Origin of the sequence: Arthrobacter sp. SLBN-112 (assembly GCF_030944625.1) — a bacterium.
GTDB lineage: Bacteria > Actinomycetota > Actinomycetes > Actinomycetales > Micrococcaceae > Arthrobacter.
Map to the genome: position 1 here is coordinate 3,427,443 of NZ_JAUSXY010000001.1, position 12,631 is coordinate 3,440,073.

The 12,631-nt window shown below is 66.3% G+C and carries 11 protein-coding genes; 3 read left to right on the top strand and 8 right to left on the bottom strand.

Annotated features, from left to right (window positions below; all coding sequences use genetic code 11):
• Both cydB and QF050_RS15995 read right to left on the bottom strand, forming a co-directional pair.
• On the bottom strand, positions 1–1,050 hold the full coding sequence (gene cydB / locus QF050_RS15990) for a cytochrome d ubiquinol oxidase subunit II (RefSeq protein ID WP_308931301.1): 1,050 nt from the start codon (positions 1,048–1,050) through the stop codon (positions 1–3).
• Positions 1,051–1,093: 43 nt separating this feature from the next.
• Positions 1,094–2,698 carry a cytochrome ubiquinol oxidase subunit I gene (locus QF050_RS15995; RefSeq protein ID WP_308931302.1) on the bottom strand — a complete coding sequence of 535 codons (1,605 nt, stop codon included), beginning with the start codon at positions 2,696–2,698 and terminating at the stop codon, positions 1,094–1,096.
• Positions 2,699–2,959: 261 nt separating this feature from the next.
• Here QF050_RS15995 and QF050_RS16000 point away from each other — a divergent pair, with 261 nt between their 5' ends.
• Together QF050_RS16000 and QF050_RS16005 are read left to right on the top strand one after the other, a co-directional pair.
• A complete protein-coding gene (locus QF050_RS16000) occupies positions 2,960–3,343 on the top strand; it encodes a BlaI/MecI/CopY family transcriptional regulator (protein ID WP_308931303.1) in 384 nt (127 codons plus the stop codon).
• Positions 3,344–3,349: 6 nt separating this feature from the next.
• Positions 3,350–4,342 carry a M56 family metallopeptidase gene (locus QF050_RS16005; RefSeq protein ID WP_308931304.1) on the top strand — a complete coding sequence of 331 codons (993 nt, stop codon included), beginning with the start codon at positions 3,350–3,352 and terminating at the stop codon, positions 4,340–4,342.
• A 133-nt stretch (positions 4,343–4,475) separates the two neighbouring features.
• Here the strand turns inward: QF050_RS16005 and QF050_RS16010 are convergent, their stop codons facing one another.
• Positions 4,476–6,584 (bottom strand): DNA topoisomerase IV subunit B, encoded by a 2,109-nt coding sequence (locus QF050_RS16010; protein WP_308931305.1) that lies wholly within the window; start codon positions 6,582–6,584, stop codon positions 4,476–4,478.
• Between the two features lie 256 nt (positions 6,585–6,840).
• Between QF050_RS16010 and QF050_RS16015 the strand changes: the two genes are divergently transcribed.
• Positions 6,841–7,062: a hypothetical protein gene (locus QF050_RS16015; RefSeq protein WP_013600696.1), complete on the top strand. Its 222-nt coding sequence runs from the start codon at positions 6,841–6,843 to the stop codon at positions 7,060–7,062.
• Between the two features lie 162 nt (positions 7,063–7,224).
• Here QF050_RS16015 and QF050_RS16020 read toward each other — a convergent pair whose 3' ends face one another.
• From QF050_RS16020 to QF050_RS16040, 5 genes are all read right to left on the bottom strand, one after another.
• Positions 7,225–8,532 carry an RNA polymerase sigma factor gene (locus QF050_RS16020; RefSeq protein ID WP_308931306.1) on the bottom strand — a complete coding sequence of 436 codons (1,308 nt, stop codon included), beginning with the start codon at positions 8,530–8,532 and terminating at the stop codon, positions 7,225–7,227.
• Positions 8,533–8,837: 305 nt separating this feature from the next.
• On the bottom strand, positions 8,838–9,548 hold the full coding sequence (locus QF050_RS16025) for a DUF4192 family protein (RefSeq protein WP_308931307.1): 711 nt from the start codon (positions 9,546–9,548) through the stop codon (positions 8,838–8,840).
• Complete coding sequence (locus QF050_RS16030) at positions 9,484–10,167, bottom strand: DUF4192 family protein (protein ID WP_308931308.1); 684 nt, start codon at positions 10,165–10,167, stop codon at positions 9,484–9,486. Before QF050_RS16030 ends, QF050_RS16025 begins: the two co-directional genes overlap by 65 nt.
• A gap of 95 nt (positions 10,168–10,262) precedes the next feature.
• Positions 10,263–11,609, bottom strand: a complete 1,347-nt coding sequence (locus QF050_RS16035) for an MFS transporter (protein WP_308931309.1) — start codon at positions 11,607–11,609, stop codon at positions 10,263–10,265.
• Positions 11,610–11,660: 51 nt separating this feature from the next.
• Entirely contained in the window at positions 11,661–12,599 is a 939-nt protein-coding gene (locus QF050_RS16040; protein ID WP_308931310.1) for a PAC2 family protein, read from the bottom strand.
• Positions 12,600–12,631: the final 32 nt, after the last annotated feature.

Here is a 12,631-nt window from a genome sequence, read left to right on the forward strand (position 1 = left end):
TCAGCCCTTGGTGGTGAACGCCTTGGCGGCCACCGCCGGGAGGAAGCTGTGGGCTTCCGGGATGTGGTCGGCGCTGACGCGGCGGCGGAAGACCCAGTAGGTCCAGGCCTGGTATGCGATCACCAGGGGAAGGCCAAGGGCGGCGACGATGCTCATCAGGCCCAGGGTGTAATCCGAGGAGGAGGCGTTGGAGATGGTCAGGTCAAAGGCGCTGTCCAGCGTGGAGGGCAGCACCACCGGAAACACGGCGCCGAAGATGGCAGCGGTTCCCAGCACCAGGAAGGCGCCCATTGCCAGGAACGCCCGGCCCTCGGAACCGGCCCGGGCCAGCAGCCACGCGATAACGGCCGCAGCCACTGCCAGCAGGACGGCGGCCCAGGTCCAGGGCTTGCCGTCCATGAACTGGACGGCAAGGGCCCACGCTGCGATCGGCAGCAGCAGGAACGGCAGGAACCGCACGAACCACCGGCGCGCACGGTGCCGTACCTCGCCGTCGGTCTTCAGGGCCAGGAACGCCAGGGCGTGCAGCAGGGAGAATCCCACCACGGCCGCACCGCCCAGCAGGGCGTAGCCGCTGAACCAGGCCAGGGGGCCGCCTACCCGGTCGCCGTTGGCGTTCAGCGGCAGGCCGGTGGTGGTCAGGGCCAGGGCGGCGCCCACGCCGAAGGCCGCGAAGAAGGACCCCAGCGCAATCGCCCAGTCCCACCGGTTCCGCCAGCTGTCGGTGTCCACCTTGCCGCGGTATTCGAAGGCCACGGCACGGAAGATCAGGGCCAGCAGGACCACCAGCAGGGGCAGGTAGAGCGCGGAGAACAGGGAGGCGTACCAGAGCGGGAAGGCCGCGAAGGTTGCGCCGCCGGCGGTCAAGAGCCACACCTCGTTGCCGTCCCAGACGGGTCCGACTGTATTCAGGAGCACCCGGCGCTCGGTGTTGTTGCGGGCGAAGATCTTCATCAGCATCCCGACGCCCAGGTCGAAGCCCTCCAGGAAGAGGTAGCCGGTCCAAAGCACCGCGATGGCGATGAACCAGATGGTGGGAAGCAGTTCCATTGTTCGTTTCCTCTGCTCTTTGGAACCCGTGGGCCCGGTGCGGCTAGTAGGCGAAGGCCAGGACGTCGTCGGCAGGTTTGGCTTCCCCGGCGCCACCGGCGCCGGGGGTTTGGTCTTCATTTTCGTCCGCCGGTGCGTGGGCGAGTTCGGGCATCGCGGAGACTACGCCGCCCCGGATGTATTTCACCAGCAGTTTCACTTCCACCACCAGCAGGACTGCGTAGACGGCGGTCAGCGTCACCAGGGAAGCGATGAGCTCCCCCGCGGAGACCCCCGGTGAAACGGCGGCAGCGGTGAACATGAACACCTGGTCGATGCCGCTGGGGTCCGGGTTGGGGGCCACGACGAACGGCTGGCGGCCCATCTCGGTGAAGATCCAGCCGGCGGCGTTGGCGCCAAACGGTGCCAGGATGCCGAACACCGCCAGGCGCATCAGCCAGCGTGATTCCGGCACCGTTCCCTTGCGGGTGATCCAGAGTGCCACCAGCGCAGCCAGCGCGGCGAGGCCGCCAAAGCCGATCATCATCCGGAAGCCCCAGTAGGTGACTTCCATGACTGGGACGTACTGGATCTCCTGGCCGGCGCGGTCCCCGTAGATCGGGTTGTCCGGCAGGGTGGTTCCGTATTTCTCTTTGTACTCGGGCAGCAGGCTGTTGACGCCCTTCACCTCGGTGGTGAAGTCACCCTTGGCCAGGAAGGAGAGGATGCCGGGGACTTCGATCACCGCCACGACGTCGTCGCAGTTCTTGGAGCCCACGTTGCCGACGCTCAGGACGGAGAAGCCCGTGCCGTCGTGGCAGGCGGCCTCGGCGGCGGCCATCTTCATGGGCTGCTGCTGGAACATGAGCTTGCCCTGGAGGTCGCCGGTGACGGCGGTGCCCGCGAACGAGATCATGGCCACCACGGCGCCGATGCGCAGGGACCGGATCCACACGCTGTAGTCGGTGCGGTCGCGGCCGGGGATGCGGGCGTCCGCACCGGGGATGACCCGGCCGTCGGCACCCACGGCGTCGACGCCGTCGTGCCGCCTCCGCCACAGGTGGTACCAGGCGATGCCAAGGAGGAAGCCGCCGGCAACGGCGAGGGCGCCGAACAAGGTGTGCGGGACGGCCACCAGGGCAGTGTTGTTGGTGAACACGGCCCAGGCATCGGTCATGACGGGCCGGCCGTTCACCATTTCCACGCCCACCGGGTGCTGCATCCAGCTGTTGGCCACGATGATGAAGTAGGCGGAGAGGGCTGAGCCGATGACGGCCACCCAGAGGCACGCGAGGTGGATCGCCGGCTTGAGCTGTTTCCAGCCGAAGATCCACAGCCCCAGGAAGGTGGACTCGACGAAAAAGGCCAGGAGGGCTTCCAGTGCCAGTGGGGCGCCAAAGACGTCGCCCACGAACCGGCTGTACTCGCTCCACGCCATGCCGAACTGGAACTCCTGCACGATGCCGGTGGCGACCCCCATGATGAAGTTGATGAGGAAGAGCTTCCCCCAGAACTTGGTCATCCGCAGGTACTCAGGCTTGCCGGTCCGGTGCCAGGCGGTCTGGATCACGGCTACCACCAGGCCCAGGCCGATGGTCAGGGGCACCATCATGAAGTGGTAGACGGTGGTGATGCCGAATTGCCAGCGTGCGATTTCCAAGGCGTCCATGGCAGTCCCTACTGTTAGCAGTGCAGTTTTCTACGCTCCGTAGAACTGTAACTTCTACACAGTGTAGAACATTGGCGGTGGCGGCGAAAAACCATCTGCCCCTCCCCTAGGATGGCGCGTCACTGCCCGACGCGCCAGATGTTCTACCATATGTAGAAAGAAGTAGGGTTTCGGGGTAAATTTAGTTCTGTAGTTGAACAACCGCGTGACGTCACCGGCGCTGCGAAAGCGCACGGTGCGGGGAAATAAAGGAAAAGTGAAATGGCTAGTCTTGGTGAACTGGAACGGGCGGTCATGGACCTGCTCTGGGCGGGCCAGGAAGCGGCTACGGCCAACACCCTGAGGGACCAGCTGGCGCGTGCGTCGGCGGCACAGGGCGGGGCGGGCCACGAAGGCAAGGAACTGGCTGTCACGACGGTACTCACCGTACTCTCCCGCCTGGAAAAGAAAGGGCTGGTGGAACGCGAACGCGGCACCCGCCCGCACCGCTACCAGGCCGTGTCCAGCCGTGCCGACCACACTGCCGAACTCATGCACGAGGTCCTTGGTTCAGCACCTGACCGCGAGGCTGTCCTCGCCCGCTTCATTGGATCCGTCTCCGAAGGTGAAGCCGCTACGCTGCGCAAACTGCTTGGTCACCTCTAGCAGACCATGTTCTGGGCCTCGTACCTGCTGGCGGTCTTTGCGATAGTCCTTGCCTGGCCGGTGCCGATCCTCCTGTCGCGGGCACAATGGCCGGCAAGGTCGCCGTTCACGGCGATGCTGCTGTGGCAGGCGATCGCACTTGCAGGTGGCCTGTCCATGATCGGCGCCATGCTGGTCTACGGCCTGGAACCGATCGGCGACAACCTGGTTGCCGGCCTCCGGGCCCTTGCCGGCATGGTGCTTTTCAGCGCCCCCACCACCGCACTGGGGTTCTGGCACATCTTCGCCTTGTCCGCCGCGGCCCTGCTGACCGCCCACCTGGTTTTCACCCTGCTGCTCACGTACTACAAGATCCAGCGGCAGCGCCGGCGGCACCGCGAGCTCCTGGCCCTGCTCGCCTCACCGTCCGGGCAGGGAACCGGAACGCTGGTCATCAGCCACGAGTCCCCGGTGGCGTACTGCCTGCCGGGTGGGGCCCGCTCGGTGACCGTCCTGTCGGACGGCTTAATGGCCGCCCTCGAACCTGCCGAACTGCGCGCAGTGCTCATTCACGAGAACGCGCACCTGAGCCAACGGCACCACCTGCTGCTCTGGGCCTTCGCCGCCTGGCGGCAGGCGCTGCCCTGGCTGCCCACCACCCGGCTTGCACAGGAGTCGGTCAACTCACTCATCGAAATGCTGGCCGACGATGTCGCCCTGCGGACCGAAAGCAAAGCGACCCTGATCAAGGCCATCGCCATCGTCGCCAGCGGCTCGGCGGCCAATTCCGGCACCGGTAACATTCGGCCATCCTCACCCAGCCTGGCGTTGTCCGGGCTGGAGGCCGCCTCCGTGGGTCCGGGCTCGGACGCGGTCCGGACCGCGGCGTCCAGGGTCAGCCGCCTGTTGACGCCGCAACCCCAGTTGCCGGCCGCCGCCCGCAGTGCCGTCCTGGCCGGCTGCATCCTGCTGCTCGCACTGCCGACTGCTTTGCTCGTGGTTCCGGGGCTGCTCGGCTGACCTGCCGCCGTCGCGGTGGTTGAGCCTGTCGAAACACGGGCACCGTCAGCCGCATCCCGGTGGTTGAGCCTGTCGAAACACGGGCACCGTCAGCCGCATCCCGGTGGTTGAGCCTGTCGAAACCCAGGCACCGTCAGGCGTCGATGCGCTCCCGGTCCAGGCTGGACGCTCCGGCGATAATGAAGTCCTTGCGCGGGGACACGTCCGAACCCATCAGGAGGTCGAAGATCTCCTCTGCCTGCTGGGCGTTCTCGATGCCCACCTTCCGCAGGGTGCGGTGGCGGGGGTCCATGGTGGTCTCGGCCAGCTGCTCGGCGTCCATCTCACCCAGGCCCTTGTACCGCTGGATCGGCTCCTTGTACCGCTTCCCTTCCTTGGCCAGGCGCGCAAGCAGCACATGGAGCTCGGCCTCGGAGTAGGTGTAGATCATCTCGTTGGCCTTCTGGCCGGCGTTGATGACCTCCACCCGGTGCAGCGGCGGTACCGCGGCGAAGACCCGGCCTTCGAGGATCATGGGCCGCATGTACCGGAAGAAGAGGGTCAGCAGCAGGGTCCGGATGTGGGCGCCGTCCACGTCGGCGTCGGTCATGAGGATGACTTTCCCGTACCGGGCGGCGCTGATGTCGAAACTGCGGCCGGAGCCGGCGCCCACCACCTGGATGAGGGCTGCGCATTCGGCGTTGGACAGCATGTCCCCCACCGATGCCTTCTGGACGTTCAGGATCTTGCCGCGGATGGGCAGCAGGGCCTGGAAGTCGGACGAGCGGGCGAGTTTGGCGGTGCCGAGGGCCGAGTCGCCTTCGACGATGAACAGTTCAGAGCGTTCTACGTCGTCCGTGCGGCAGTCAGCGAGCTTGGTGGGCATCGAGGAGGTTTCCAGGGCGTTCTTGCGCCGCTGCGTCTCCTTGTGCACGCGAGCCGAGATGCGGGACTTCATCTCGCTGACGATCTTTTCCAGCAGCAGGGCCGACTGTGCTTTGTCGTTCCGGTTGCTGGAAGTGAGCTTTGCGGAGATCTCCCGTTCCACCACCCGGGACACGATGGCGCGTACGGCGCTGGTGCCCAGGATTTCCTTGGTCTGGCCCTCAAACTGCGGCTCGGCGAGGCGGACGGTCAGGACTGCGGTGAGGCCGGCAAAGATGTCGTCCTTGTCGATCTTGTCGTTGCCGGCCTTGAGCTTGCGGGCGTTGGTCTCCACGGCTTTACGGAACGTCTTGACCAGGGCCTGTTCGAAGCCGGACTGGTGCGTGCCGCCTTTCGGGGTGGCAATGATGTTAACGTAGCTGCGGACGGTGCTGTCATAGCCGATGCCCCAGCGAAGGGCCACATCCACTTCACAGTCCCGTTCGACCTCTGCCAGCTGGCTGTGACCCCGGTCGTCCAGGACAGGGACGGTTTCCTTGAACTTGCCGGAACCGTGCAGCCGCCACACGTCGGTAACGGCCGGATCGGCGGCCAGGAATTCGACGAACTCGGAGATGCCGCCGTCGTGGTGGAACACCTCCTCGTGCGGGCCTGCCTCACCGGGGGTTCCCGGGAGCTTGCGCTCGTCGCGCACGGTGAGCTTGAGTCCTGGGACCAGGAATGAGGTCTGCCGGGCACGGGCCGCGAGGTCTTCGTAGGAGAATTTCGCGTCCGGGGTGAAGATCTGCCGGTCCGCCCAGTAGCGGATCCGGGTTCCCGTGACTCCGCGCTTGGCCTTGCCCGTGACGTCAAGAACAGAGTCGTTGACGAACGGCGTGAACGGCGCTGCCGGATCCAGCCTGGACCCGGTGTCCTTGAACCGGCCGGGTTCGCCGCGCCGGAACGACATCTTGTAGGTCTTCCCGCCCCGGTCCACCTCCACATCCAGGCGTGCAGAGAGTGCGTTGACCACTGACGCGCCGACGCCGTGGAGGCCGCCGGATGCGGTGTACGACCCGCCGCCGAACTTTCCGCCCGCGTGCAGCTTGGTGAAGACCACTTCGACGCCGGTGAGCCCCGTCTTGGGTTCCTTGTCGATCGGAATGCCGCGCCCGTCGTCGTGGATTTCAACGGAGTTGTCCGCGTGCAGGATGATGCGGATGTCGTGGCCGAAGCCGGCCAGGGCCTCGTCCACCGAGTTGTCGATGATCTCCCAAAGGCAATGCATGAGGCCGCGCGAGTCGGTTGAGCCGATGTACATGCCCGGGCGCTTGCGGACAGCTTCGAGCCCTTCCAGGACGGAGAGGTGCCGGGCGGTGTACTCAGAGCTTGGTGCCACTGGTGATGAACTCCTTCAGGGACGCGGGTGCGGGACTGGAACCGCTCCCTCTAGGGTAGTCGGCGGCAGCGGCAGGAACCGGGTGCCACACCCGCCGGCCGGTGTGCGGCGCGCCACGGGCCGGGCCCCGGCAGGGCAGTGGGTCATTCTTGACCCAACCTTGCGGATACGCGCACAGCGAACTTGCCCCATCCTTGCGGTGGATTGGATACGAATACTGGTTATATAGATGTACTGATCTACTAAGGAGGCCGACATGACAACAGCAGTGGCAGACCGCACGCTTAACGCACTGGACCGGTGCGACCGTTGCGGAGCTCAGGCATATGTCCGGGTTGTACTCGAGTCCTCCGGCGGTGAGCTGCTGTTCTGCGGCCACCACGCCCGTGCAGTGGAGGCAACGCTGAAGCCGTTGAGCTCCGACTGGCACGACGAGACGGGAAAGCTTCACGAGAAAGCTGCCGTCGAAATCGACTAGATGAGGCATCGGTAACAACGAACCCGGTGGGACCTGTCCAAATGGATGGGTCCCACAGGCGTTTAACCACTCTTCCGGTGACACGCACCGGTTAAACGGCCGGGCCGTCCCGGGCCCACCGCGGGGTGGGATCGGGACGGCCCGTTTCGTTGCGCCGGAGACTTAGTCCAGGTAATCGCGCAGCACCTGCGACCTCGAGGGGTGGCGGAGCTTGGACATGGTCTTCGATTCGATCTGGCGGATCCGCTCGCGGGTGACGCCGTAGACCTTGCCGATTTCGTCTAAAGTCTTCGGCTGTCCGTCGGTCAGGCCAAACCGCATGGCCACGACGCCGGCTTCGCGTTCGGAGAGCGTATCCAGCACCGAGTGCAGCTGCTCCTGCAAAAGGGTGAAGCTCACGGCGTCCGCAGGGACCACCGCCTCGGAGTCCTCGATCAGGTCGCCGAACTCGGAATCGCCGTCCTCACCGAGGGGGGTGTGCAGCGAAATGGGTTCGCGGCCGTACTTCTGGACTTCGACAACCTTTTCCGGGGTCATGTCCAGTTCCAGGGCCAGTTCCTCGGGCGTGGGTTCGCGGCCGAGGTCCTGCAGCATCTGGCGCTGGACGCGTGCCAGCTTGTTGATGACCTCAACCATGTGCACCGGGATACGGATGGTGCGGGCCTGGTCTGCCATGGCGCGGGTGATCGCCTGCCGGATCCACCAGGTGGCGTACGTGGAGAACTTGAAGCCCTTGGTGTAGTCGAATTTCTCCACCGCGCGGATCAGGCCCAGGTTGCCTTCCTGGATGAGGTCCAGGAAGAGCATGCCGCGGCCGGTGTAGCGCTTGGCCAGGGAAACCACGAGGCGGAGGTTGGCCTCCAGGAGGTGGTTCTTGGCGCGCTTGCCGTCGTGGATGATGAATTCGAGTTCGCGCTTGTACTTGGGGTCCATGGTGTCCCCGTCGGCAGCGATCTTCTCCTCGGCGAACAGTCCGGCTTCGATCCGGAGCGCCAGGTCGACTTCCTGCTCGGCGTTGAGCAGTGCCACCTTGCCGATTTGCTTGAGGTAGTCCTTGACGGGGTCGGCGGTGGCGCCGGCGGACATGACCTGCTGGACCGGGGCGTCGTCGTCGTCTGCGTCGGAGTAGACAAAACCCTTGCCGCTGCCGGCGGCCCCCTTGACGGGATCGGCGTCGGCGTCCTCGGCCGCGTCGGGGCCTTCGAGGACGATGTCGTCGATGTCCTCCTCGACGTCGTCCGGGTCAACGTCCCCGGCGGCGGACTTTCCAGCAGCCTCTGCTGCAGCCTTGGCGCCGGGCTTGGGCCCGCGCTTCTTTGGCTCGCGCTTGCCGTCCGCTGCAGCCTCGCCGGACGAAGCCTTATTGGCAGCCCGCGTAGCTGCCCGCTTGGCGTTGGTCGCGGCCTGCTTCTCCTCAGGGGACACGACGTCCTGGGCGGCAGAATCCTTCTTCGTGGAAGACGGGGTCACAGAAAACCTTTCTAGCGGTGGTCTGTGGAATCACCATACGGGCAACACCACTATGACCCTGTCAAGTCCGTGGTGAAAATCAAGCGCCACCACGGCCGGCAGAGTCACTTAAGACAACTCCCGGAGCGGCTGTAATGTTCCCTCGCGGGCACGGTTACAAGCACTCGATACACGGACCCAACCGGGTCTCGGCATCCATTGTCTCATGATTTGGCCGAATCCGGCCTCTCGTGCCGCCATCCGTTACCGCTGCCCCGCCTCCGGCACCCCCGCCGGGTGGACCCGGTGACCATCAAGGCCGGTTGTCAGCCCACCGCGCCCCCGCCTGGCGCCAAGGGATCTCCGCGGAACTTCTGCCAGGCCGCTTCCTTCCGCGCCGCCCAGCCGCAGAGCGTTCCGCGGGCCACGATGTCCAGCAGCAATTCCGCCAACCGGTACCCGGGCTCAAGGTGTAGTGCCTCCCCCAGGTAGGCGGCCGAGTACGATCCGCGGCCACGGCACCAGGCCACCCAGCCCCTGCCGGTCAAGGCTGCAGCTCCCGCCCGTCCGCCTGGCCCTGCCAGTTGTTCGAGGACGCAGTCCAGCACGTCCAGGGCCGCCCAGTCAGGCACCTCCGGGGCGGTTCCCATCAGGATTTCGCCGTACCCGGCCGCGGGGCAACCGGCGGGGGTCAGCCCACGAGGCTCACCGTCCCGGTCCAACCGTGCGGGCGCCGTGGCTGCGTCGAGCCCCGATTTCCGCAACCGTGCTGAAGTGTCCCGCCATGTGGCCGGAGCGGCCAGCGGCGGGGACACGGCGGAATCGCCGCCGGCACCCGGATCATTGATGTCGTCCAGGACGCCGAAATGTTCCGCCCCTGCCTCCGCCGCGTTCCTGCCCGCCGCCGCCATGACCAGGACGGCGTCGCGCCAGGTGGGAACGGCGAGGGTGGCGCGAAGGAAGGCATCGCGCTCAGCGTCCGGGATCCAGGCAGCCCCGGCAGGCCTGGCCAGGATCAATTCCCAGAAGTCGAGCACGGCGCTGAATTGTGCCCTGTTCCGGGTCCGGGCAGCCAGTTCCTCCGTCCAGACGTCCTCCCCCCTCCAGGACGGAGGCCACATACCTGGCAAGGAGCGGCGGCCCGGGCGCGGTGCGGGTTTTCGGCGCGGCCCCGATGCTGCTGCCCCGGTACACCATCTCGGTATTCAGCATGCTGTCCCTGATCTGCTGCACCGGGCGGCCGGGCAGCGGGCAACACGAAGAATCCCGGCAAAACGCGTCCCGCCAGTACTCGTCGCCCACGAACCAGGCGTCGCGTACGGGCATGCCGGCCTGGTCCAGGACAGATTGCACCTCGCGGACCAGTTGGTCGTACGCGGTGGGCGGTGCCGCCCCGGCGTCGGTGGTGAAGACGGCCAGCAGCGAGCCGTCGGCATCGACGTCCGACTGCAGGTAGCGGAGGACGGCCCGGGCGAACGCGGACGGGTCCACCTGCGTTTCCAGCCCGGGAAGGTCAAGCCGCAGCGTGGCTCCCAGTGTTGTGCCGCGCAAGGTCATGGCCACGAGGCTTGATGCCGGCCAGTATCCCAACGAATGCGGGATAAAGCCGAGGATGTCTTCGGGGCCGCGCACTGTCAATCGTTCTGAAGCTGTCATGGCTCCAGCATCCGCCCCCGGCAGCGCAGCGAGCAGTGGGCAGCTCAGCTATGTGGGAAACCTGTGCGGTGGAGGACCAGTGATGCCGGGCAACCTTAGTCGTCGGTGGGTGCCGCCTGCCGGCGGCGCGCCAGGCTCTCGCGGCGCTGCCGTGCCAGGGCGCTGCGCAGCGGCGGCACGACGATCCCCTGTGCCGCCATCTGCCGGCGCACCTTCCGCCGGGAGGCCACGATCGCGGCCGAGCCAACCGCCAGCAGTACGAACTGGACGCTCAGGGCCAGCCGGAACGGGTCCAGGCCGTACAGGGCTCCCTGCGAAAACCCGGTGGCGTAGAGCAGGTCCAGCACCAGGCCGATCAGGAAGATGGACACCAGGGCGGCAATGAAACCGCCAACGTTGACAATGCCTGTGGCAGTTCCGATCCGGTGGGCCGGATTGAAAGTCCGCGCGAAGTCGAAGCCGATCATCGAACCGGGGCCGCCGATCGCGAGGACAACCACCAGCATTGCCAGCAGCCACAGCGGGGCACGCCCCGGCAACAGCAGCACCGCAGCCCAGGCCGCGGCTGTGGTACCGGCAATGAGCAGGACCATCGTGGAGCGACGCAGCGGGTGGCGCGAAACGAAGCGGCCAATGAACGGGCCAACGGCCATGGCGGCCGCTACGTACAGTGCCATCAGGGCCGCGACGGTCCCGGCATCCAGCCCCTGCCCGGAGATCAGGAACGGGTAGCCCCAGGTCATGGCGAACACGGTGCCACTGAACTGGATGGTGAAGTGGCTCCACATTCCCAGCCTGGTCCCGGGCTGGCGCCAGGCGCGGGCCAGCGAGACGCCGGTGGCTTTCAGCCCCTGCCGGGCATCCGGGCGTTCGGTGCCAGGGGGAACGTCCTGCAGCAGCAGGAGGACCAGCACGACGGCGAGGGCTGACATCCCGGCCAGCATCAGGAAGGCGGGGGTCCAGCCCGACAGGTGCAGGACGAAAGCGAAGGGAAGCACACTAAAGAGCTGTCCCAGCTGGCCGGACATGCCGGTCAGCTGGGTGACCAGCGGAACGCGGGACGCCGCAAACCACAGCGGGATGAGCCGGATCACGGAGATGAAGGTCATGGCATCGCCGGCCCCCACCAGCACGCGCCCCAGGACCCCGCCCGGAATGCTTTCGGCAAAGGCAAGCTGCAACTGGCCGAGCCCCATCAGGACAGCGCCGCCGGCGATCATGGCCCGCGAGCCGAACCTGTCCACCAGCAAGCCAACGGGGATCTGCAATCCGGCGTAGACCAGCAACTGCAGGACCGTGAAGAAGGAGATAGCTGAGGCGCTGGCGTGGAAGCGCTCGGTGGCCTCAAGTCCCACCACCCCGAAGGAGGTCCGTTGCGCCACGGCCACCAGGTACCCAAAAATTCCAACGGTCCAAATAAGCCAGGCGCGGGGTGCAGTCACATGTTCATTATGCCCGGACCGGGCCGGCTCCCCTGAAGCCGTGACGCGCCGCTACGGCCTTGGATTTTCCCTGGCCAGGTAAGCCTCCACCGCAGCGCCGAGGTCGTCGGCGTCGGGAAGCTCGTCGTTCTCGTTGGCCAGGAGCGAACGCCGCACCATGCCGTCCGACTTCTCGTCGTAGCGCGTTTCAAGGCGGGAAACCACCTGCTGGACTTCCTCGGAGGCCTCGATCTGCTCGGCGATCTGGCGGCTGACGTCGCGGCCCGATTCACGCAGCCTGTCGGTGGGCAGCATGAGCGAGGTCGCAGCACCCAGATATTCGAGGCCGGCGACGGCAGCCGTGGGGTACTCGGCCTCGGCGAGATAGTGCGGAACGTGGATGACGTAACCGGCGACGTTGCGTCCGGCTTCGACGAGGCGCAGCTCCAGGATGTGGCCGACGGCGGCCGGAACTTCCACCGTGGGCTTCCACACCGAGATGCCTTCGATCAGCTCAGGCCGGTTTCCGTGCACGGTGACGCCAACGGGACGGGTATGCGGAACCGGCATGGGGATCGAGTGGATCCACGTGACCAGGTTGACATCGAGTTTCTCCACGATGTTCACCACGGCGCGGGCAAACCGCTCCCATTGCAGGTCCGGTTCGAATCCTGCCAGGAGGAGGAACGGCTTTCCCAGGCCGTCAACGAGGCGGTAGAGGGCCAGCCGGGGCTCCTGGTAGTCCTGGATATGGTCTTCCACGAAGCTCAGGTGCGGCCGGCGGGACCGGTAGTCGATCAGCTGGTCGGCGTCGAAGACGGCGACGGGCTGGGCATCGAGGGTGTCCAGCAGCTCGGCGTTGATCTGCTTCACCACGTGGCCTGCGTCGGCGAAACCGGTGAATCCCATGACCATGTTCAGCCCCTGGAGGTCGGGGCTGTGGAACAGCTCGATGTTGCTGGCGTAGAGCGCGTCGGGGTCCAGCAGGGAGCCGGAAATCCGTTCAAGCACGGCGTGTTCCTTTCAGCGGTTCAGGTGGACAT

What these genes read in the sequence shown, in the direction of transcription:
- QF050_RS16000 (WP_308931303.1), top strand. Translation starts at nt 2,960, where the DNA reads ATGGCTAGTCTTGGTGAACTGGAACGGGCGGTCATGGACCTGCTCTGG.
- QF050_RS16030 (WP_308931308.1), bottom strand. Translation starts at nt 10,167, where the DNA reads ATGACAGCTTCAGAACGATTGACAGTGCGCGGCCCCGAAGACATCCTC.
- QF050_RS16005 (WP_308931304.1), top strand. Translation starts at nt 3,350, where the DNA reads ATGTTCTGGGCCTCGTACCTGCTGGCGGTCTTTGCGATAGTCCTTGCC.
- QF050_RS16015 (WP_013600696.1), top strand. Translation starts at nt 6,841, where the DNA reads ATGACAACAGCAGTGGCAGACCGCACGCTTAACGCACTGGACCGGTGC.
- QF050_RS15995 (WP_308931302.1), bottom strand. Translation starts at nt 2,698, where the DNA reads ATGGACGCCTTGGAAATCGCACGCTGGCAATTCGGCATCACCACCGTC.
- cydB (WP_308931301.1), bottom strand. Translation starts at nt 1,050, where the DNA reads ATGGAACTGCTTCCCACCATCTGGTTCATCGCCATCGCGGTGCTTTGG.